This window comes from Bacillus sp. AY18-3 (genome assembly GCF_008042305.1).
In the GTDB taxonomy this organism is placed as follows: Bacteria; Bacillota; Bacilli; order Bacillales; family Bacillaceae_G; genus Bacillus_A; species Bacillus_A wiedmannii.
On sequence record NZ_QKQR01000032.1, the window covers coordinates 1 to 22,508 of the forward strand.

The following is a 22,508-nucleotide window of genomic DNA, read 5'->3' on the forward strand; positions in this document are numbered from 1 at the left end:
TTAGCAAGTAGGAAAAAAGGAAAAATTTACTGTAGTTTTCATAGTTAAAAATATACTTTTCTGGTTCAAAAGCCCCACCTTATTTTCGAGAAAAATTTGGGGCTTTTTTTGTTTTGGTGGCGTTTATTCTCCTTAAGTTGATGGATGTGGGGTAGCACCACATTACTATCAAGCTAAGGTTTTAATATATCTCCTAAATGAACATTTTCTTTTTCTACAGGTAGTTACTTTGAGAAGGTAGCTTATTTTTTCGTTTTGAGGGCGTTTATTTTTCTTAAGCTGATGGATATGGAGTATCCGCCCTAAGTTAAATAAATTTTGACTTAAAAACAAGTGATTTTAACAACAAGTGATTTTAACAACGTTAGGAGTGTTTCATGCAGCACAATGTCATTTGTGTTGTATTGCAAGAAAAAAATTACATTAGAAAAGAGCCAGAATTCATCCTGTTAAGGGTAAATCGACTCTTAATATTTAAAAGGATGGTAAAAAGAAACACAGAAGTAAAAAAAACTGTGTTTCTTTTTGATTAATATATTTACTGAACTTTACGGCACAGATGCTCCTTCAATCCTATTATAAAAGCGATTTTGAAAGTAAGTAATTTGTAAGAAATGGGTAAGAAAAAAGAAATTTTCATTGTGTATGATAAAAATATAAAGAAGCGTGAAAGGCGGAACAGATATGACTTATATATGAAAAACAGACCAGTAACAAGACTGTTTCAAGGAAAAGAAGTAATTTATGTGGTTAACATATATGTGGAAAAAGAGGGATTTACCCAGGACAGAATGGCGTTTGTAAAAATAATAAATATGAAGATGATTACGAATTCAATGTTGACCTTTTTTCATTGGTGGAGATGGTAGCTGTGTGGTTAATACGAAATAGCAAGAAACCACCTATACAATATGAATAGAGGAGAGGGATGCCTTATGAAAACATGTAGTCAAATTACATGTGCAAGTCTGGCCCTTTTAATAGCTGGAAGTTCTCTGTTATACACAACGCCAACCTTAATTGTAAAAGCAGAACCTACTCAAAGTGTATCTAGTTCGGTACAAACAAGTACTCAACGAGATCGTAATTCTGTCAAGCAAGCAGTGCGGGATACATTGCAACTTGGATTCCCGGGGATACTTGCTAAAACTTCTGAGGGTGGAAAAACATGGAGTTATGCCGCTGGGGTAGCGAATCTGAGCAGCAAGAAACCAATGAAAACAGATTTTCGCTTTCGCATTGGTAGCGTGACGAAGACGTTCACGGCAACAGTTGTACTTCAATTAGCCGAAGAGAACCGCTTGAATCTAGACGACTCTATTGAAAAATGGTTGCCTGGTGTCATTCAAGGAAACGGATATGATGATAAACAGATTACTATCCGGCAAGTATTGAACCACACAAGTGGTATCGCTGAATACACAAGGTCAAAAAGTTTTAATCTTATGGATACAAAAAAATCGTATAGGGCTGAAGAATTAGTAAAGATAGGGATTTCGATGCCCCCAGATTTTGCTCCAGGAAAGAGCTGGTCTTATTCAAATACAGGATACGTATTACTAGGGATCCTTATTGAAACAGTAACCGGGAACAGCTATGCGGAAGAGATTGAAAATCGGATTATTGAACCGCTTGAATTATCGAATACATTCTTACCTGGCAATTCAAGCGTGATTCCAGGAACCAAGCATGCCCGTGGATATATCCAACTAGACGGAGCAAGTGAGCCAAAAGATGTTACGTATTATAACCCAAGTATGGGGAGCTCGGCTGGAGATATGATTTCTACTGCTGATGATTTAAACAAATTCTTCTCTTACTTACTTGGAGGTAAATTAATAAAAGAACAGCAACTAAAACAAATGCTTACTACAGTTCCAACAGGAGAAGCTGCACTTGGCAGATATGGTCTTGGAATCTATGAAACTAAGCTTCCAAACGGTGTCTCAATATGGGGACACGGAGGTAGCATTCCAGGGTTTGTTACTTTTGCTGGAGGTACACTTGGAGGCAAGCATACATTAGCTGTCAATTTGAACAGCCTTAATGCTGATAGTCCTGATCCTTTTAAAAATATTTTACTTGCTGAATTTAGCAAGTAGGCCAAAAGGAAGAACGGATAAATTTTATCATATTTTCATAGTTAAACAAACAAATGATGAAATTGATCACTTATCTAAGGAGGCAATTCCCTCATGAAAAATAAACTAACTGGTGTATTAGCCGCTACATTAGCGCTAACTATGATTCTACCAACAGGGGCGAAAGCATTTTCTGATAGTAAGACTACAGTTGTATCTAACGTAGAAGTAGCTAGCCAAGAGCTGAAGAAGATTGCAGCAGAGAAGGCTGCGCTACTCACGAAGTCCCATGGGACGACTAGCGTGCAGTATGCGCTAATTGATAATGGCAAGCTTACTTTGTCGGGGCAGGCTGGAAAGAACGATATGGAAGGGGAACAGCCACTAACCAAAGATACTCTATACGGGATTGGTTCAGTCAGTAAAATGTATGCAACAGCGGCTGTAATGAAATTGGTCGACGAAGGAAAAGTCGATTTGGATGCTCCTGTGGTTAACTATGTTCCTGATTTTAAGATGAAAGATGGGCGGTACAAACGCATTACCCCGCGTATGTTGTTGAATCACTCCTCCGGCTTGCAAGGTTCCACGTTAAGTAATGCATTTTTATTTAACGATAATGATACCTATTCCCATGATTTCTTGTTGCAGCAATTGTCCAACCAGAGCCTGAAAGCAGACCCTGGCGCGTTCTCGGTATACTGCAACGATGGTTTTACTCTGGCCGAAATTTTGGTGGAAAGAGTCAGCGGTATGAGCTTTACCGAATTTCTACATCAACGGTTTACAGAACCCTTAAAGATGAATCATACAAAAACGCCGCAGGACAAATGGAGAGACGAAAAGCGGGCTGGACTTTATTTTCCGGCGTACCAAGGTCAGCTTCCAATTGAATCGGTGAATGTGATTGGTACGGGAGGGGTCTCTTCCACGGCAGAAGATATGGTACGATTCTCACAATTATTTATGGGACAGGGAAAAGGGATCCTCTCTGATAAGGTAGTCAAGGCGATGGAGCAAGAGGAATATAAAAAAGGAATGTGGCCGGGGGATGGAGATAATATTTTTAACTATGGTCTTGGCTGGGATAGTGTGAAACTATACCCATTCAGTGAATATGGGATAAAAGGCTTGGCTAAGGGCGGCGACACGGCACTGCAACATGCTATACTGGTCGTGCTTCCGGAACAGAAAATGGCAGCGGCTGTGTTGTCATCCGGTGGACGAAGCTCTACAAATCAACTGCTGGCAACTGAATTGCTGCTCGCCGTGCTTAAAGAGAAGGGGACAATTAAGAACATCAAGCCGAACAAATCTTTTGGCAAGCCGGTCAAGGTCAAGATGCCTCAAGACGTGGCAAAGAAAGCGGGCTTTTATGGCAATAGCGAAACTCATTTCAAAATTGAAATTACGAAGAATGGAGAACTGTTCTTACCATCTAATCGAGAAGAAAAATATGTATATACTATGGATGGAAGCTTTATTAATGAGAAGGGTACTTCTAAGCTCAACTTTGTCACCGAGAAGAATGGAAGAACTTATTTGAGGGAGAGCACATATAAATCGACACCAGACTTAGGTCAAGGTGCGATGACTCACTATTTAGCCGAGAAACTAGAAGACAATGTGCTATCGAAGAAAACCGCTGCCGCATGGGCGAAGCGGGAAGGTGTCAAGTTCTATCTCGTGAATGAGAAATTTAGTTCTATTGAATATCTCGTACAACCGAAACTTATTACCACACAAATTACTCGTAAGGAAGGCCTGGCGGGCTATTGGGAGGGCAGAAAAATTACAGGTCCGAACACCGCGGCGCATCAGCTCCAGATCCCTGTGATGAATGGCCGTGATACGACGGAAACGCATTTCTATACAGAAGGCGGCAATGAATATATGGAAATGGCCGGGTTGTTATACGTAAGTGGAAACAACGTAAAACCACTTGATGCTGGCCAATCATCCAAAGTTACTCTGCAAGCAAATGGGCATGCTAAATGGTTTACGATTCCGCAAGCGGCAGCAGGAAAAAGGATGACCGTGACATTGCCATCGAAGGGTGCGTTCGCGGTGTATGATGAGAATGGAGTATGTGTCAACTTTACCATCGTGAGCGGCAATAACAAAGTAAAACTGCCGAAGAATGGAACGATTGTAATTGCTGGGGTACCGAACTCAGAATTTGCAATTACGTTGAACTAGCTACAATTCAAAATGGACTTCAACAAAACCAGTACGACATAGGAACGTTGTTTTGCTGGTTTTGTTTGTATTTACGTATTATCTTTAAGAAGAGAATTTCAAAGAATAATATCACGCTCAAACTCTGCAAAAACAGCTATCAAACCAATTTAGGGCAATCATCATTTGCTCCATTAATCTTCTTGATGTAAATACGTTCGCAGCTGGTATTATGATGTACAAGCCCTATACGGTACAGGAATTATCCGAGGTGTTTCAGCTACTAAGTTTACGCCATATGGCACACTCACACGTCAACAGGCAGCACTTATGTTAGAACGAACTCTAGAATATCTAGGTGTAGAAAAAGAGTCAAATATAGGGCCCTACCACATCGCTATCAAGCTAAGAAAAGCATAAATCCCCAAATAGTAAAATTGAGATCCCCAGAGTAAAAATCATTGTTTTTGGGTAGCATAAAACCTTAGTATGTTAGCGATGTGATGCTAACCCAAATTTGAACCCTATTCCTCAATGAATCAAACAATTTAACATGGTAAAAGTATATTTGGATGAGAGTCCAATACTTACTATTGAAATTGTGATGGTTCACATTGAAAGAAGGCACTTTAGGGTGTCTTTTCTTTATGAAAAAAATTCCCGCACAATGTACAGGGATAAAAAATTATAAGTCATGGTGGGACAGTTCCTGTTTTAGTTAATCAGGTAGTTTCTATTAAAGGTAAAAACAAAATGTAATGCTTTGAAAAAAACTATGTACTAGAACTGGTACTCTGTCGGTAAGCCATGAAAGAGGTATTTATATTATTTGTTTTGTAAATTATCTTGAATTTGTTGTTCCATATTTACTAGTGATGTTTTTAGGGAATTACTAAGCTTTTTAACAAATTTAAGAACAAGAAGCCAGTTTTTAATAATAGAATTCTAAAAGCGTTAGGGTAGAAATTTATTGTTTTTGTTAAAAAAGAATTGACTTCTACTACAGTTGTAACTAATATGGTTACATAAGGTTGTAATTGAGTTAGTTACAACTTATGGATATTTAAAGTGAAAATAAGGTTTATATATTTAATTAAGGATGGTAGTCCACATGTTATCGCCCGGTGTAGAAAGTTACTAACATATTTAAATCAAGATATATTCCGAATTTTAGTATCTTCTATTTTGGAGCAATGATGTGCAGCGCTATCTTTCATTAGAAATCTTATCTAATCTTTTTGGGAAAGGTTAGTTTTGAAAAATATAGTAAGGTAACTCAAAAAAGAACAAGATATAAAAAGATGTACTTATATAAACCAGAAATTTAGCTGAGCTGGATAATAAAAATAAAGGTAGGAGATTTAAATGGAGACGAAACAAGATAACCTTATTTATGTATGGGACGCTTATTGTGGATGGTGCTATGGCTTTTCAGAAAGTATTAAAGGGTTTTACAAAAACCACACTGAAATGCCGTTAACCGTTTTATGTGGAGGTTTATTTTTAGATAATTTACCAATAAAAAATTTCTCATATATAGAAGAGGGGAATAAAAGAATTAATCAACTTACAGGTGCAGAATTTGGTCCTTCATATCAAAAATTGGTGGAAGAAGGGACTTTTAAAATGAATTCGAAAGATGCTGCAATTGGCTTTTCAGCTTTACGCTCATTAGCACCAGACCGTTTGTTAGAATTCACTGCGGCTATGCAAAAAGCGTTTTATTATGAGGGCCAAAGTCTGAGTGATCCTGAAACATATCGTAAGATTGCAATCGAGCATGGTTTGGACCCTGAACAAGTACTAGAACGTTTAAACGCTCAAGAAACAATAATAGATGTCCAAAACGATTTCAATAAAGTGCGACAACTTGGTGTTAATAGCTATCCTTCATTACTTTTACAAAAGGATAATCAAATAATCCCTATAGGTGGCGGGGTAATGACGCCGGATAAAATTGAAGCACGTTTTAAAAATTTATATTAAAAAATTTTAAGTTAAAGTATATAGCATTTAACGTTTTAAAAAAGGCTAGAAGTGGATGGACTTAAACCTTTTTATAACAGTCATAGTTTCAACTTATTTTTAAAAAGAGTCCAATTTTAATGTTTCTATTGACTATAGTAGCAAACATGTTAGCTTACACCAACCGACATTCATCTCTCGCCTATTTGCTGGTGCTATCACACTTTCAGGTAAATTGAAGAGGGAGCTTCTGTCGGAACAAGATAAAAATATGTTAACTAGAAAATAACTTTAACAAAAGGAGAGTAACATTCTATGTTTAAAACAATTGATACAAATCAAAAAGATGTGAAATTGACGGTGTTTAGTTCAGACGAAAAAAGTTTTATGGTCACTGCAACCTTAGTTGAGAAAGCGGGACATGCATTTTTAATAAACTCAAAATTTACTCAATCTGATTCGAAAGAAATTGTTGAGTATCTGAAAAAAAACGACTTATCTTTAGATAAAATCTTTATTATTCATGGGGATCCTGATTACTACTTTGGATTAGAAGTTATTAAGGCTGCTTACCCAGAAGCTATAGCGTATGCTACAGAGCCTACTGTTGAACATATTGTTCATTCTGTCTTAGGTAAATTAAAAGTTTGGAAAGGTGCCCTAGGAGAAAACGCACCAAGCAACGTAGTATTACCTCAAGTGTTTAAAGAAAAAACGATTGATTTTCAGGGGTTAACATTTGAACTAGTAGGCTTAGATCATTACAGAACTAGCTTATTTAATAAAGAGCTAAAAGTATTAATTGGTGGTATTGATGTATTTAACGAAATACATGTATTCTTAGCGGATACTAGCTCAAAAGCGGCTATGGAGGCATGGATTGAGAACTTGAAAGTATTACAAGCATTAAATGCTGACATAATTGTACCTAGCCATGGATCAATTGAAAAATCCTTAGATAATCAAGCGATTATTGCAACTATGGATTACCTAAGAACTGCGGTTCAAGCTTCTGAGGAAAGTAAAACTTCAAAAGATTTTGTAGCGAAACTTGAAGCAGCATATCCAGACTATGCAAATAAAGGTGTATTAGAATTAAGTGCAAAAGTTGTAACAAAAGAAATGCCTTGGGGTTAATGCTATGAATAAATATCAAAAACTATTACATGAAACGTATGTGTTAACTGGCGAGGGGAAAATGGATGCTTTCAAAACGTATTTAAGTGAAAATGTATCTTGGACAGAAGCTGCTGGGTTTCCATATGCGGGCACTTATACAGGTCCTGATGCAGTAGTGAAAAATGTACATGAACGTCTTGGCACGGAATGGGATAACTATAACGCTAAAGATGAAATTTATGCTTTTAATAACAATACTGTTATCGTGTATGGAAAATATAGTGGAACATATAAAGTAACAGGGAAATCATTCATAGCAGATTTCTGTCATCTTTATGAGTTTGATGAGAACGATAAGGTTAAGAAGTTTATTCAAATTGTGGACAGTGCAACTGTTAATGAGGTATTAAGTTAGAGTTATTAGTTTCTAACATGCCTTGTATAAGGGGGAGTGTAATTTCCTAACATTCCCCCTCACATTACATTTTTGGGAAGGTTTCTACTTCTCAAGTGTGTTATGGAAGATAACTTATACGATTAGAAGAGGTAGGCATAAATGAAATTAGAGAAAAATTTAATAGTAATAATTATTTCTGTGTTTATTTTAGGAATTGTGTCGACTTTGATATTTCAAGCTTCAACTGGTAATACCAAAGGTCACTCAATAAAGAGTGAGAATGTTGCATCGGTATCGAAAGAAGCGACAGAAAATGAAAAGAATAAAAAGATGGTAGTTGATTTCTATAATGAAGTTTTTAACAAACATGATATCGATATTATCCCTAAATATGTAAGTGAAGATTATAAGCAACATAATCCTTTTGTTGCTGACGGACGAAAAGCCTTCATGGATTTCTTTAAGGAGGACTTTGTTAAAAATCCTAATTCTTCTGCAGAGATTAAACGAGTAGTAGTAGAAGGAGATACAGTTGCTCTTCATGTACATTCTCGTACTAATTCTCAAGATAAGGGAGTTGCTATAGTCGATATATTTCGTATAAAGAATGGTAAGATTGTTGAACACTGGGATGTAATTCAAGAGATTCCAAATGAGGCAGCTAATGATAATACTATGTTTTAGACAGAAGGTATATTCAATTGTTAGTGATGTATAGAATCTAGAAATTATAAAATGAAGGGGATGTCCTAGGTATACTACTAGGACATATCTTTTTGTTTTAACGAGATTTAATATATTATCATTTGTAGAGTGCTTACTTCATATGTTTTCTGATAACTTACCCCTGAAACTGCACCATGTTAATATTAAATTATCGTATTAATTTGTAAGAAAGCTATTTTATATTGAGCAAGAAAAAGTATTCAAGTATAGATTTTGAAGAGGAAGTTTTTTTGATAAATCAAAAAAAATTGATGAATTAGTTGCATATAGAACTCATCTGCGTATATACTATAAATATCAAAAAAAATTGATGAAGGGAGAGTGACTACAGTGGCACAAGATTTTCAGCTCTATGAGAAAAAGTTTAAAGCGTTGGCGGATCAGAAGCGTCTAGAAATCATGTATGAACTTTGCCAGCGAGGCCAGACTTGTGTATGTGATTTAACAGAGATTTTTGAAATGACGCAATCTAAGTTGTCATATCATTTAAAGATCTTATTAGATGCAGGTTTAATTGTAAAAGAAACAAAAGGTACGTGGAGTTATTATGATTTAAATGATGCGGAAGTAAATAATTTATTATCAGAAGAATTATGCTGTATCTTTAGAAAAACAGGCAAAGGTAGTTGCTGTTAAAATTTTGCACCATTAATCAAAAAAAATTGATTAATGAAATATAAAGAGGAGGAATTAGCTATGAGATATGTTCACGTTGGTATAAATGTTACGGATTTAGAGAAGTCTATTGAATTTTACGAAAAGGTATTTGGTGTGTCACCAGTTAAGGTGAAAGTGGATTATGCAAAATTTTTATTAGAGACGCCAGGACTTAATTTTACACTGAACGTAAGAGATGAAGTGAAGGGAAATCAAGTAAATCATTTCGGTTTCCAAGTGGATACAGCTGAAGAAATTACATTACATAAAGAAAGGTTAGAAAAAGAAGGTTTCTTCGCGCGTGATGAGATGGATACGACTTGTTGCTATGCGGTTCAAGATAAGTTTTGGGTAACAGATCCTGATGGGAACGAGTGGGAATTCTTTTATACGAAAGCACATAGTGATGTTCATAAAATTGAAGAGCCTTCTTGTTGCACGACTTCTAACGTAGTAGAAAAAAATTCTTGTTGTTAATAGGAGATGGAAATAAAATGAAACGTTTATCTTTTCTAGATCGATATTTAACGCTATGGATTTTTCTAGCTATGGCTGTTGGGATTGGTTTAGGGTTTGTGTTTCCTAGTGTAGTAGACGGACTAAATACATTACAAGTTGGAACGACGTCTATCCCGCTCGCTGTTGGTTTAATTGTCATGATGTATCCACCATTAGCGAAAGTTCGCTATGAGGAAATGGGCCGAGTATTTAAAGACGTAAAAGTATTGGTTTTATCTTTAGTACAAAACTGGATTATCGGACCTGTACTTATGTTTGTTTTAGCAATTATTTTTCTTCCTGATAAGCCAGAATACATGGTCGGGCTCATTATGATTGGTTTAGCACGCTGTATTGCAATGGTAATTGTTTGGAACGACCTTGCGGATGGGGATAAAGAGTATGCTGCAGGTTTAGTAGCTTTTAACTCAGTATTTCAAATGTTATTTTTCTCCGTTTATGCATACGTGTTTGTAACAGTCATTCCAGAATGGTTAGGGATTGAAGGGGCTATTGTTGATATTACAATGATAGAAGTAGCGAAATCCGTATTTATCTATTTGGGAATTCCTTTTATAGCAGGTATGTTGACACGCTTTGTACTCGTTAAGTTAAAAGGAAGACAGTGGTATGAAAAGGTGTTTATACCGAAGATTAGTCCACTTACATTGCTGGCACTACTATTTACAATCATCATTATGTTCTCTTTAAAAGGGGAAATGATTGTTAGCGTACCATTAGATGTAGTAAGAATAGCAATTCCATTACTCATTTATTTTATTGTCATGTTTTTTGTTTCTTTCTTTATGGGAAGAAAAATTGGTGCAAACTATCCAGTGACTACAACGTTAGCATTTACAGCAGGTAGTAATAACTTTGAATTAGCGATTGCTGTAGCAGTTGGTGTGTTTGGTATTCATTCAGGTGCAGCATTTGCAGCTGTTATTGGTCCGTTAGTGGAAGTACCTGTAATGATTGCACTTGTAAATGTCGCTTTTTGGTTTAAGCGTAAATATTTTAATGATCAACCAGTATAATTTAAAAACAAAGGCGGAAAACAACATGGAAAACAAAAAGACAGTCTATTTCTTATGCACAGGAAATTCATGCCGAAGCCAAATGGCAGAAGCATGGGGCAAACAATATTTAGGTGATAAGTGGAATGTATATTCTGCAGGAATTGAAGCACACGGAGTAAATCCAAATGCTATTAAAGCAATGAATGAAGTAAATATTGATATAACGAATCAAACATCGGATATGATTGATTCAAATATTTTAAACAACGCTGATTTAGTTGTTACCCTTTGTAGTCATGCAGATTCTGTTTGTCCTTCGACACTTCCGCACGTAAATCGTGTTCATTGGGGATTTGACGATCCAGCAGGAAAAGAGTGGTCTGAATTTCAACGTGTTCGCGATGAAATTGGAGAACGTATAAAGCGATTTTCTGAAACAGGGGAGTAAATAAAGGAAAGAGCCAATCTTCTATTGTATAGGGGATTGGCTCTTTTTTCTATAGATAGTCACCACTACATTGGTTTACAACAACTATCTCAACAAATGTAGAATATTATGTAAGGATGATATAGTTAGAATAGTCATCCCCTTTTATTAAATTTATACATATAAAACACTATTGATAGTTAATAATGAATAAAATTTGGTTTTTATAATAATCGAGATAGTGGTTATAAAAAGTAGTTTGTAATAAAAAAATTTTCACATGAAAGGAAAAAAGGATGAAACATATAATTAAAGATGTATTAATGAACTATTTTAAAGAAATCCGTACATTAATAGTTGAAGAAGAACTACATACGAACAGTTGGCATACCGATCTACACTATAAAATCATCGTAAATGGAGATCGGTACTCAGCACGGTTTATAAATAGCGATCGAACAATCAATCCGGCCTTTGGGACGTTATCAAATGAACAATTGAAAGAGCAAGTGCGGTTTACGTATTATTTACGAGAGCATGGAATTCCATTTATGCAGATTAAGGAGAATAGGGCGGGAGAGTCCTTTACATTACTCACTTGGAATGAGGAACAGTACCGGTTTGTATTGTCTACTTGGATGGAAGGGGAACATGTCACTTATTGTACAGAAACGATGGCAGAAGTCTTTGGAAAGGAAGCAAGAAAGATACATGATATTTCTAGTACGTTTCAAAGCCCGATTTTTCAAAAGAAATCTCATTTAGATGGATATGGTGAGTTTATAAGATTATTAGAAAATAAGGGTGGTACACGCAAGGAATTGCAGAGATATATGGATTTAGCTAAGTATCATATAGAATGCGCACATACGAGTGATTTGGAGTTTATTGTACAAACTGATTTAAATCCTTTAAATGTCATATGTGATTCAAATCAATGTGTAAAAGGGATTGTAGATTTTGAATCGATTGGATATGTAGATCGTATTGAAGGTTTAGCCTTTTTAATAAAATGGTATTCCCGGACAGAAGGAATAGAGTCGCATGAAGTATGTTCGAAAGTTGCTAGAGCATTTTTAGAAGGGTATAAGGGCCATAATATTTTAACATCAAATGATTATAAAAGGCTTTCTTCATTATTATGGTTATCCGGTAGTTTAAATTGGAACTTTGTGAAGAAAACGCTACTTGTAATAAGTGATGAGAGGGAATTGGAAAAACATTTGGAAGTTTATAGAGTGAGAGGAGAAAGACAATCTTCATTGTTAATTTGTAGATAACATTTATTCTCTTAATTTTGGATGCGAAAAAGAAAGCATATGAGGTGTTCAAAAAATGAAAATACAAATTGTATTGTTTGACGGTTTCGGAGAACTTGTCTCCTTTGCACCTTTTGAAGTACTAAAAAGAGCGATAGAAGAAGGGGCTCCATTTACGGTTGAACTCGTATCAAGTGAACGAAAACAAGAAGTTACTACTTCGTTCGGAGTTACGATTAAACTACATGATTTTTTACGAATGGATAATCGTCCAGATTTATTAATTGTGCCTGGTGGTGGCTGGAATCATAAAGCTGAACATGGGGCGCGAAAGGAAGCTGAGCTTGGTACTTTGACTAAAATAATTAGAGAGATGCACAATGAAGGAACGATCGTTGCTGGAGTTTGTACTGGAGGTATGTTACTAGCTGCATCCGGTATATTGAATGATAAAAAGGCGACAATGCATCATTTGGCGCAGAATGAAATGAGTGAATATGGAGCAGAACTGCTTCCTTACAGAATTGTGGATCAAGGGAATGTTATTAACGCAAGAGGAGTTACTTCAGGAGTTGATTTAGGACTTTGGATCACGGAAAGATTCGCAAGTCCTAAAATTGCAGCTGCTGTTGAATATAGAATGGAATATGAGCGGCGAGGTGTTGTTTGGAAGTAATTTGACCGTAATCATAGTTTTTTTGCTGTATAGCGTATTAGATATTGTAAAAGAGAAAGAGCCAACTTATACGAGCAGGCTCTTTTTTTTTTATGTATTCATTCTCTATGTTTAATAATTGGGCTGAATATAACCTAATTTTATTCCTTTCGTGACAGCTTCTAAAATGAGGGAAGTGCAACATAATGGACATAAACGTTGCTTATACATGTAAAGTAAGATGTCATAAAATGAATAAAGACTGCTAATTTTCGTGCACTTTGATTATGTAGAAATAGGGGGGATGACATGAAAGACAATACGCCTAAGAAAATTTTATTTATTCAATCAGGAATTCCTTTTTATTACCCAATGATCGAAGCAGCAATTTTGAATAGTTTACAAAAGGTAAACAGTAATACAATTATGGTGAACCCAGAAAGAGCGATAGAAACCGCATTAAAAATGAAACCGGATTTTATTTTGGTACTCGGTGGTTTAAACGAGGGAATTATTAGTGTCATGCCAGTACTAAAGAGTGCGGGTTTTACTACTGGACTTTGGCTGACAGATGATCCGTATTATACGGAGGTAACACAACATCTTGTGCCGTATTATGATTACATATTTACGCAAGATTTAAATTGTATCAAGTTTTATAGAGGGTTAGGATGTAAGAATGTGTTTCATCTTCCGTTAGCAGCAAATCAAGATGTGTTTAAACCTTCTCAGAAAGAAGATACATATAAGTATGATCTTAGTTTTATAGGCACAGCATTTGAAAATAGACTTACCTTTGTTGATTCTATTTCAGAGTATTTAGCAGAAAAAAACATAAAAATTGTGGGATTCGGTTGGGAGAAGTTAAAGAATTACGAAATGTTAAAGGATAAAATACAACTTTTGCCACTTGCAAAGTATGAAGATGCGTTACAATTTTACGTATCGACTAAAATCAATATAAATTTACACCGTTCACCAAATGATCAGGAATTGAATTGTAATGCTGCAAATATCCAAGCCTATTCAGTAAATAATAGGACGTTTGAAATTAATGCCGTAGGTTCTTTTCAATTAACTGATATACGACCAGATGTAGCGAAGCATTACATACCTGGTGTTGAAATAGAAACGTTTAATAGTGCACGGGAGTTTATACAAAAAGCGGAGTATTATTTGGAACATGTACAAGAAAGAAAACAAATAGCAAAAAATGGACTGGATAGAACTTTGAAACATCACACATATGATAAACGTATATTACAATTATTAAACTATATTAATTTCATAGGCGTGAAGATGTAATCTAACCATTAACTTAAATGATAAGCGTTTGGTGCTTTCTAACTCTCGTATTCTATAAAAATTATTTACGAAAAATAGATTTGGATAATTTTGTTGAATTTATTTATTATGAAAATACAATTTTATATTCAAACTAATTTATATCTAACAATTAGAGGAGATTAAAAATGAATCACTTTTTTGTAGAATTTGGTGAATATGAAGCAAGTGTTTGTGAATGGGGAGATAAAAGTAATCCTCAAATCATTTGTTTTCATGGTCTAGGAAGTACAAAATTAAGTTTTATAGAAATAGCGGAACTTTTAAAAGATAAATTTCATATTGTATCGTTTGATCTACCTGGACATGGGAAAACACCAAGTTTCGGGAAGGATGAAGATTACGGTGCATCTCATTTAACAAAATGGGTAGTAGCATTACTTGAGCAGCTAGGAAAAGAAACATTTCATATAGTAGCACATTCATGGGGAGCAAGCGTTGCGCTTCACTATGCAGCAGAATGTCCAGAAAAAGTGAATAAAATGGTATTGTTAGATGGTGGTTATCATCATGGCAAAATGAATGCAGATTATTTTGCGAAGCAGAGGTGCGAAAGAAGGAGAGTGTCCACCGCGATCATTAGAAGAAGAAATCACCCATTACGAAAAAGATTTTGATGAATACATTGTTGACAGTAAAGAAGCATTCATCCAATCAGAAAAAATGGTTTACAGCAGGTGGTCACCATTAATAGAACGTGCGGTTTATGACTTAATGCGAGAAGAAGATAATAAAGTGAAATGGCATGCTACTGGCGATATCGCTAGAAGTGTAATTAAGTTTCAATCTTGGAGTTATAGGGTTTAGGCAAGAGAAAAGCGCACTAGCGATGATAATTATGGGAATATGTGCCTTTGCTCTAGTCGTTCTATATACTTATGCGATTATAAGTTTTCTTGAGCATTAAGCACCCTAAAAAAGAAACGAACATATATGTTCGTTTCTTTTTTAGGGATGATTATTATAAAATAGCCTCTTCTAATGATTGGGTGCTGAATCCAAGAATTAATTTTTGAATGTTATTTTCATGATCTTTTACAATGATATATGGAACGCCCTGTACGTTAAAGGATTCAAACTCTTCTTTTTCTTCTGGGGTATTAGGGGTACCACCTCATATTAGAAAAAATGATATTTAGATGCAAAGTTATCGTGCAAGCAAGAGCATTAAAGTTCTATCGCCAATTCTTTTTTTGCTATAATAGATGCGTGGCAGGAAATAGATAGAAAAATACTGCTAGTAATTTATACTTAAAGTAGGGAGATTGAAAAGAGTTATGGGGACAGAAAAAGAAATTAGTTCCGCTAAATTAATATGGAAGATGACGCGCCCGCATACATTAACGGCGACATTTTCTCCTGTAATTTTAGGGACAGTGGCATCACTTTATGTTGCCGAAATTGATTGGCTTTTATTTATTGCGATGATGGTTGCGTGTTTAGCATTGCAAATCGCAACGAACTTATTTAATGAGTACTATGATTTCAAACGTGGATTAGATACCGCTGATTCTGTTGGCATCGGTGGTGGAATTGTCCGTCACGGATTGAAACCAAAAAATGTGTTAACAGTTGCGCTTTTATTGTATGTAGTAGCAGCAATTATTGGAGTTTATATTTGTATGAATAGCAGTTGGTGGTTAGTCGTCATTGGTTTAATTGGGATGGCGGTTGGCTATTTATATACAGGTGGTCCATTACCAATTGCGTACACTCCATTTGGAGAATTAGTTTCTGGATTGTTAATGGGGACATGTTTTGTACTCATCGCTTTCTTTATTCAAACGAATACGATAACAATTGAAAGTGTATTGATTTCCATTCCAATTGGAATTTTAGTCGGTGCAATCAACATGTCGAATAACATCCGAGATATCGAAGAGGATATTAAAGGTGGAAGAAAGACATTAGTAATCCTCCTCGGTAGAGAAAAAGCAATAGTAACACTGGCTGTAGCCTTTTTCATTGCTTATTTATGGATCGCGGTGATTGTATTGATGGGTTATATAAGCCCTTGGGCATTAGTTATGTTCCTAGGTTTGAGAAAACCAATCTCTGCCATTCAAAGTTTCCAAAAAGGAGCAAAGGATCCTGGGTATATGCGCATCGCAATGAAATCAACAGCGATGACAAATACGATTTTTGGCTTTTTATTATCGGCAGGATTATTAATCAGTTACTTGTTTTAAATAAAAAATATTATTACGTGACTAAACCCCAATTTCTCAATTTTAATATAGAGAAATTGGGGTTTTATTTTTATAGCGTGTATTTTCCCTTTTAATCAAAAGCAAACTTTAAAAACAAATAAAAATATCGAGCATGTGAGCATCAAGAAAAGAAGTGCATGGAATATACATCTTTAGCTTGATGGGTATGTGGCGGTACCCCTATGCCAATCAAGCTAATATTTTGAAATGCCCAAAAACGAAAATTTTATCTTTTCATAGGTGTCCATGAGAGTTGAACTCATTTTTTCATTTTGGGGTAATTTTGAATGCTTAAATTGATGGCAATATGGTGAGACCCTTTAATCGTAATTAGCATTATGATAATCGTTATTTAAGCTGGGCACTCTTCCATGGGGACGATATTCTATGTGAAAGGTATTATGTTATTACTTGTACTGAGGCTCTTCATGTTCAATTTGTTGAAGACGAGGATTTAAAGATTCAATAATTTCTTGAGTTTGTTGTGCTGCACCTTTATATAATTGTTTTGCTTGCTTGTTATCAGTATCAAGAACAAATCCTTCTAGGCATGCTTGAGCACTCTTTAATCCAGCGATAGTTTGTTTAAGTTTAGTGCTTACTGTCATGTAGTATTCCTCCTTGTAAATGTACTTCAAAATATAGAATGCCTATTTTGTTATCATCGTACGACTTCCAATTTTAGGGTTATGCGAATGAGAAATTTTATAGTTAATCATTCAAAGAAGGATTTTGTTAGCTAATAGATGCATGGAATAGTTTTGTCCCAATAACAAAAACTAACAGAAATAAAACGATAATATATAAAGGAGATTAAATATGCTGAAAAAGATAGGAAGAATTTTCCGAGTATTCCTCTTTTTATTTATCGGTGGATGTTTAGTTCTGTTTGTTTGGGGTGAAATTGACAGAACGATAGCCGAAAAAAATGGGGTATTTAGCCAGAATTCTAGTCAATACCCTATGCGTCAAAGTGATATTACTTTGTATACAGATGGGAAACAGTTAAACAATCAACTATTCTCAGATATAGAGAAAGCAAAGCATTACGTGCATGTTAACTTTTTTTCTATTGCTGATGATAAAGTAAGCCATCAGTTTCTAGAGTTATTACGGAAAAAAGTCAAGAAGGTGTAGAAGTATACTATGCTTTGGACAGGTTAGGTGGAATTTTACTAAAGAAAAAGGAAAGAGAATTATTAGTTAAAAAAGGAGTTCATTTTACATATTACAATAAACCTGCTTTCCCTTATCTTTTTTCTTCTTTGGATCATCGGAATCATCGTCGTATTTCAGTTATTGATGGAAATGGGGCGGTACCCCTGGTTTTAAGTTAAAAAAATCCCCGGAAATAAACCTTTTATAAATATGATTATTTTATTTCGAGGGGCTCCTTATAAATCTTAGCTATATATTTTACGAAATCAATGACGGGATAGTGTATGAGGGAACGGTGCTGCGTAAAACGGATCCCTTCTTTTTCCATTTTCGAAATGAGTTGTTCAATTTCCAACTCTTTTTGTTGTATCCTATTATAATTTTGATATACAATGTTTTTCCATTGATAGGAAGAACCGTGAAAAAAATTCTCCCCTTTTACCCTGTGACTAAATATAATTTCTATTTTTTCTCTACGTTGTTTTTCCTTCATATGCGCTTCCGTTGACTGCATGTTTATCGCCTCTTCCCTTTTTTTGTATACTGTTTCACAAAATTTGGTCTAACTCATCATAGCCAATGTGCATTAAGCTTGTTGGGAATTGTCGTTTAAGGCTATCTCATCAACTATATTTTTTTCAAGCGCTTAATCTAATATATTGGATTATAATCTTACGTCTAAATAAATTGATAGTGTATATAAAACACTATCAATCTTTATTATAAAACGATTCTTTATAGGTATGCACCTTTTTACACTCACCAAAATTTACAACATGACGAGTATCTTTATCCATGAATGTTATTCTGTATTTACTGAGGTTAGTTTTTATTTTGACTAACTAACATATTGTTTGCCTCAATATCTATTTTATAAAAAAGAAAATAGATGTAACGGTCCCTCTTTTGATAAAAAAATCCTATGAAAATATAGCGCTCTTAAAGAGTTTTGTTACAAGTTTGTTATGTTTGATTTAAAAAAAGGAAAGTAATATTTATTTGTAGAAAATTTTTAGAGATAAAAATAAGCTGAATATTCATGGTAAGAAAAGGGGGCACTTATATGCTAACAAATGATTTAGATTTCCGATTAGAACCACGTTTAAAAGAACTGTATGAACAACATAAAATAAGAGCGCAGAAGATAGACTGGGGTTATCATGAGTTTTTACCATGGGATAAGGGAATGGACTTTAAAAGAGTTCCTTGGGATGAAAGTCAAGTTACTCTCCCTTCTGGTGTAATTACGGCCATTGAAACAGCTTTATTAACAGAAGTGAATTTACCATGGTTTACAACGTATTTATCTGCGACTTTTAAAGGTTCCCTTTCTGTTATTACAGACTTTATTCATACTTGGACCTCAGAAGAGGATCAACATTCGAATTTATTAGAGACATATTTACTACTCACTCGAAGTGTAAACCCTAAACGTATACATGAATTAAGAAAATCAGTCGTTGAGTGTGGATTTGAGCCTGATTTTCATACACCAATCGAAGCCATGACGTATACGACGCTACAAGAACTTGCAACAATGGTGTTTTACAATAATGTAGCTAAGGTGGCAAGTAAGCATGATCCAGATCTTGCTACATTATTACGCCGTCTTGCAAAAGATGAAACACTTCATTATGCGTTTTATCGAGACGTTATTCGAACACATTTAGAATTGGAACCAAATTATTGCTACCATATTGCCAATGTGATTAGGAATTTTAAAATGCCAGGTGCCGTCATGCCTGATTTTGAAAATAGAATGGCTGTGATTGCAAAAGAAGCAAACTATGGGCCACTACAATATTTTGATCAAGTACTTGATGTAGTGGTTGAGTATTGGGGGTTAAAAGACTTACGACCAATTGCCCCTCTAGCAGAAAAAGCAAGAATTGAGATTTTGGAGTATCATATAAGATTGAAAAAAATACGGGATCGATTTGGCCGTTTTCAAGGAAAAACTGATCTACGTTAATGAGTAGAGATTTCAGAATATACGCGTGGGAATTCCCTTTTCTTTTATTTGAAATCTAGAACGCTCTCTATTATTTTGCGGCTGTTTTCCTAAATTTAACTTCCGAATAAAAAGTGATTGACACCAAAAATAAACTCATGATATTATTAAATATTTGATAAAAAATAACGTATGTGTTAAGCTTGAGAAGGTTACCACATATGGAGGTGGGTTATATGTTTCAAATTGGCGATAACATTGTTTATCCAATGCACGGAGCAGGTATAATTGAAGCCATAGAAGAAAAAGAGTTCTCAGGGAAAAAGCAACTTTATTATGTCATAAAAATGTCCCTTAGTAATATGCAAATCATGATTCCTAAGGGCAAAATATTGAGTTCGAATATACGCCCAGTTATTGATATACTTACATTAACGCGCATTATACACATTTTTCAGCATGGAGAATCAGGCGAATTAATGCCTTGGAAACAAAGGTATAAAGTAAACACAGATAAAATAAAAACGGGTGAAATACAAGAAGGTGCTGAAGTTATACGTGATTTAATCCGTATAAAGAAGGAAAAAGCACTGAATACAAGCGAAAAAAAATTGTTGGATGATGCATATAAATTTTTGGTCAGTGAGCTAGAATTAATTAAAGGAATCACTGAAAAACAAATAAAAAGTTTCTGTTGAGATTTATTATAAATACTGTATGACATCCCTCGGAAATATCCTGAATTTTCTGGGTATATGTTGATTATTAAAAGGAAAGTATTTCAAAGATATTCAATTTCTTCAACTCACTTTTAGAGTAGATACCTCTTTTGTTACTACTTCAATCTAATCCATTTTTATTTTTAAATTTCTTTTACGAACGTTTGAAGTTTCATCAAATAACTCGATTAAATAGTCACTTGATTTTTACAATCCTGATTCACACTGGCACGGACAAGGAGCCGTAAGGATGAAAGAGAGGTAGGGCTTTCATTGTTTTAGGTAATATACTATCTAAGTCATTATTTCTAGAAGAAAAAACAATCAATCTCACCACTATCTGTAAGAGTGCCTTATATCTACTGAGACGGTGAATAGCAATTGTTTATCTTCTTTACGTAAAATTGATAAACGAACTGGTAACACCATATGGTCAACTACAAAAAATTGGTTTCCAGACCAGGAAACCAATTTAAATTTTATTTACATACCAATAGTAAATTAAGCAGTAAGAAGGAGTACACACATGAAAAAAATGTTAACAAAAGAATTAAGTAATGAATTAAAGAAGCGAGAAGGGATCATCTCTATTACAGTTGAGTCTTATGAAAAAATCGAAGTTGGTGGAATTCGTGTAGATGGACCAGCTATTATTCTAATTAATCAAGAATAGGTAAAAATAGTTGCATACAAGGAGAAAAGGATCGGCCTTTAAGAGAAGGGGGATCCTTTTTGCTTGTTGCAGTTAATATGGGATATACATAACTTTTATCTGATTTGTTGGGATTAAAAGGAAGGAGAGGGTCGGGATTATCATGGTGGAGAGCTTAATATTGGTAGGATTTCTTTTTACGTTATATAAATTAGTTGATAAAAAACAAACTAATTATTTAAAACGATAGATTGTTTCCTTTTTAAGGGCTAGATTTATTTGAGAGTGAAATGGATTATTTAAAGGAGGAATTTAGATGGATGCAAGGAAAGAACGCATAAAATACGAGAAGATGTCAAAGAATTATGATCGTATTTATTTAGTTTCGTTTATCCTATTAATTGTACTTGTTTGTAGTAGTGTGATTATCATAGGAGCTACAGGGGGAAAATATGGAGTATTTTTATTGTTAGCAATTTTACTTAACGCACGTATTACGAAAGAATCTCAAAAAAAGTATGAGTACTATTCTAATAAAGGGCGTATTTAAAATGATACATATCCTAAAAGGAACAACCTAGATGTACATTCAAAATATCCCTATATCATCACCTATTAACTAGTAAAAGTAACTTTATATAAATAATTTTTTAGCAATGTAGAAATAGAAACCGTATCTTATTAAAATGTTATTTCCGTTCATATAATGAATTATCCTTCTAGCATATTTATAAGATTTACATCATATATTAGGAGAAAGAATGCGAGTTAGAAAGGAGTCTTATAGAATGAGTTATTTGGAGGGAAATGACTTTAGTAAACAAAATATGGTAAGTGTGCCTAATCCCTATGTATATCAGACATTACAATCAGTAATTGGTAAACATGTGGTTATTGAAACTGTAAGAGGAAATATAAGAGGTAAATTAAAGGATGTGAAACCCGATCATTTGCTCATTGAAGATACAGTGCCATATATTGTACGCATTCAACAAATTGTATGGATTATGCCAAAACAATAATCAAATTAGCGTCATAGAGCATCAAATAAAAACACAGGGTTTTATCTCTGTGTTTCTTCAAATTTTCGTTTTTGGATATATGCTTGAGCATGGATAATTTCTTTCTGAAGTTCTTTTAATTCTTTCGTAGATCCAGATTCAATCCTCATGTACGTAGTAACTAGACTAATCATCATATCCATCTTCTCTACTATATTTTGAATGACCTGTTCAGATTGCTCTTTTTTAGGGTGTTGTATTGCTATTAAAGCATTTTCTATATAATTGTTCTTTCGTTGCTGGATATCATAAATAAACTGTTTTGTGTTTGAGTTCATTTGTTATTCCTCCGTTTTGGATATACTTCTATTCTATCATATTTGAATGGAAAATATTAGATTACCTTAAATTCACACCTGTTTCGTACATCTCCTCAAATATACAACCTAATCTCTTAACGTACAGGGGTCCTGCCCCATCGCTATCAAGCTA

Annotated in this window: 22 protein-coding genes and 3 pseudogenes; 22 read left to right on the forward strand and 3 right to left on the reverse strand. The window is 34.6% G+C overall.

All coding sequences use genetic code 11. The features are described 5' to 3' along the window. The first annotated feature begins 935 nt into the window (after positions 1 to 935). The 16 genes and pseudogenes from DM800_RS24485 to menA all read left to right on the forward strand — a co-directional run bounded on the left by DM800_RS24485 (position 936) and on the right by menA (position 16,514). The gene (locus tag DM800_RS24485; protein ID WP_147787805.1) at positions 936 to 2,102 is read left to right on the forward strand and encodes a serine hydrolase domain-containing protein; all 1,167 of its coding nucleotides are present in this window, start codon (positions 936 to 938) and stop codon (positions 2,100 to 2,102) included. Positions 2,103 to 2,195: 93 nt separating this feature from the next. Next, a complete protein-coding gene (locus DM800_RS24490; protein WP_147787806.1) occupies positions 2,196 to 4,280 on the forward strand; it encodes a serine hydrolase domain-containing protein in 2,085 nt (694 codons plus the stop codon). Between the two features lie 216 nt (positions 4,281 to 4,496). After that, positions 4,497 to 4,679: pseudogene (locus tag DM800_RS29985) on the forward strand (S-layer homology domain-containing protein); the annotation flags it as partial. A gap of 945 nt (positions 4,680 to 5,624) precedes the next feature. After that, positions 5,625 to 6,245, forward strand: a complete 621-nt coding sequence (locus tag DM800_RS24500; protein ID WP_137015114.1) for a DsbA family protein — start codon at positions 5,625 to 5,627, stop codon at positions 6,243 to 6,245. A 294-nt stretch (positions 6,246 to 6,539) separates the two neighbouring features. Further along, positions 6,540 to 7,361 (forward strand): MBL fold metallo-hydrolase, encoded by an 822-nt coding sequence (locus tag DM800_RS24505; protein ID WP_147787807.1) that lies wholly within the window; start codon positions 6,540 to 6,542, stop codon positions 7,359 to 7,361. 4 nt (positions 7,362 to 7,365) lie between these two features. Continuing rightward, entirely contained in the window at positions 7,366 to 7,758 is a 393-nt protein-coding gene (locus tag DM800_RS24510; protein ID WP_060486500.1) for a nuclear transport factor 2 family protein, read from the forward strand. Positions 7,759 to 7,899: 141 nt separating this feature from the next. Further along, complete coding sequence (locus tag DM800_RS24515; protein WP_087984491.1) at positions 7,900 to 8,424, forward strand: nuclear transport factor 2 family protein; 525 nt, start codon at positions 7,900 to 7,902, stop codon at positions 8,422 to 8,424. Between the two features lie 372 nt (positions 8,425 to 8,796). Next, a complete protein-coding gene (gene arsR, locus DM800_RS24520; protein ID WP_000046014.1) occupies positions 8,797 to 9,102 on the forward strand; it encodes an arsenical resistance operon transcriptional regulator ArsR in 306 nt (101 codons plus the stop codon). A 60-nt stretch (positions 9,103 to 9,162) separates the two neighbouring features. Beyond that, entirely contained in the window at positions 9,163 to 9,600 is a 438-nt protein-coding gene (locus DM800_RS24525) for an ArsI/CadI family heavy metal resistance metalloenzyme (protein WP_087984492.1), read from the forward strand. A 17-nt stretch (positions 9,601 to 9,617) separates the two neighbouring features. Further along, on the forward strand, positions 9,618 to 10,658 hold the full coding sequence (gene arsB / locus DM800_RS24530; protein WP_046954878.1) for an ACR3 family arsenite efflux transporter: 1,041 nt from the start codon (positions 9,618 to 9,620) through the stop codon (positions 10,656 to 10,658). Between the two features lie 25 nt (positions 10,659 to 10,683). Further along, positions 10,684 to 11,088 (forward strand): arsenate reductase (thioredoxin), encoded by a 405-nt coding sequence (arsC, locus tag DM800_RS24535; protein ID WP_147787808.1) that lies wholly within the window; start codon positions 10,684 to 10,686, stop codon positions 11,086 to 11,088. Between the two features lie 275 nt (positions 11,089 to 11,363). Next, on the forward strand, positions 11,364 to 12,347 hold the full coding sequence (locus tag DM800_RS24540; protein ID WP_147787809.1) for a phosphotransferase enzyme family protein: 984 nt from the start codon (positions 11,364 to 11,366) through the stop codon (positions 12,345 to 12,347). Between the two features lie 55 nt (positions 12,348 to 12,402). Continuing rightward, complete coding sequence (locus DM800_RS24545) at positions 12,403 to 13,002, forward strand: DJ-1/PfpI family protein (protein WP_147787810.1); 600 nt, start codon at positions 12,403 to 12,405, stop codon at positions 13,000 to 13,002. A 288-nt stretch (positions 13,003 to 13,290) separates the two neighbouring features. After that, positions 13,291 to 14,286 carry a CgeB family protein gene (locus DM800_RS24550; protein WP_147787811.1) on the forward strand — a complete coding sequence of 332 codons (996 nt, stop codon included), beginning with the start codon at positions 13,291 to 13,293 and terminating at the stop codon, positions 14,284 to 14,286. A 167-nt stretch (positions 14,287 to 14,453) separates the two neighbouring features. Beyond that, a pseudogene (locus tag DM800_RS24555) lies at positions 14,454 to 15,126 on the forward strand (alpha/beta fold hydrolase); the annotation flags it as partial. 476 nt (positions 15,127 to 15,602) lie between these two features. Beyond that, a complete protein-coding gene (gene menA, locus DM800_RS24560) occupies positions 15,603 to 16,514 on the forward strand; it encodes a 1,4-dihydroxy-2-naphthoate polyprenyltransferase (protein ID WP_088122548.1) in 912 nt (303 codons plus the stop codon). Between the two features lie 428 nt (positions 16,515 to 16,942). On the opposite strand, the gene DM800_RS24565 is transcribed toward menA, so the two are convergent. After that, the gene (locus DM800_RS24565; RefSeq protein ID WP_000218933.1) at positions 16,943 to 17,143 is read right to left on the reverse strand and encodes a DUF1657 domain-containing protein; all 201 of its coding nucleotides are present in this window, start codon (positions 17,141 to 17,143) and stop codon (positions 16,943 to 16,945) included. A 211-nt stretch (positions 17,144 to 17,354) separates the two neighbouring features. On the opposite strand from DM800_RS24565, the pseudogene DM800_RS24570 reads away from it, so the two are divergent. Then, positions 17,355 to 17,842 (forward strand): annotated as a pseudogene (locus DM800_RS24570) (phospholipase D-like domain-containing protein); the annotation flags it as partial. A 65-nt stretch (positions 17,843 to 17,907) separates the two neighbouring features. Here the strand turns inward: DM800_RS24570 and DM800_RS24575 are convergent. Further along, on the reverse strand, positions 17,908 to 18,207 hold the full coding sequence (locus DM800_RS24575; protein WP_001191994.1) for a hypothetical protein: 300 nt from the start codon (positions 18,205 to 18,207) through the stop codon (positions 17,908 to 17,910). Positions 18,208 to 18,756: 549 nt separating this feature from the next. Here DM800_RS24575 and DM800_RS24580 point away from each other — a divergent pair. The 5 genes from DM800_RS24580 (at position 18,757) to DM800_RS24600 (ending at position 22,037) form a co-directional block, all read left to right on the forward strand. Beyond that, positions 18,757 to 19,665, forward strand: a complete 909-nt coding sequence (locus DM800_RS24580; protein ID WP_000957101.1) for an acyl-ACP desaturase — start codon at positions 18,757 to 18,759, stop codon at positions 19,663 to 19,665. 215 nt (positions 19,666 to 19,880) lie between these two features. Beyond that, complete coding sequence (locus DM800_RS24585) at positions 19,881 to 20,342, forward strand: CarD family transcriptional regulator (RefSeq protein WP_000486301.1); 462 nt, start codon at positions 19,881 to 19,883, stop codon at positions 20,340 to 20,342. Positions 20,343 to 20,889: 547 nt separating this feature from the next. Beyond that, a complete protein-coding gene (locus tag DM800_RS24590) occupies positions 20,890 to 21,036 on the forward strand; it encodes a BC1881 family protein (protein ID WP_000738548.1) in 147 nt (48 codons plus the stop codon). Between the two features lie 295 nt (positions 21,037 to 21,331). Next, positions 21,332 to 21,565 carry a hypothetical protein gene (locus DM800_RS24595; protein WP_000340034.1) on the forward strand — a complete coding sequence of 78 codons (234 nt, stop codon included), beginning with the start codon at positions 21,332 to 21,334 and terminating at the stop codon, positions 21,563 to 21,565. A gap of 238 nt (positions 21,566 to 21,803) precedes the next feature. After that, positions 21,804 to 22,037 (forward strand): YuzF family protein, encoded by a 234-nt coding sequence (locus tag DM800_RS24600; protein WP_000120818.1) that lies wholly within the window; start codon positions 21,804 to 21,806, stop codon positions 22,035 to 22,037. 41 nt (positions 22,038 to 22,078) lie between these two features. On the opposite strand, the gene DM800_RS24605 is transcribed toward DM800_RS24600, so the two are convergent. Further along, on the reverse strand, positions 22,079 to 22,354 hold the full coding sequence (locus tag DM800_RS24605; RefSeq protein WP_001087713.1) for a hypothetical protein: 276 nt from the start codon (positions 22,352 to 22,354) through the stop codon (positions 22,079 to 22,081). Between the last annotated feature and the right edge of the window lie 154 nt (positions 22,355 to 22,508).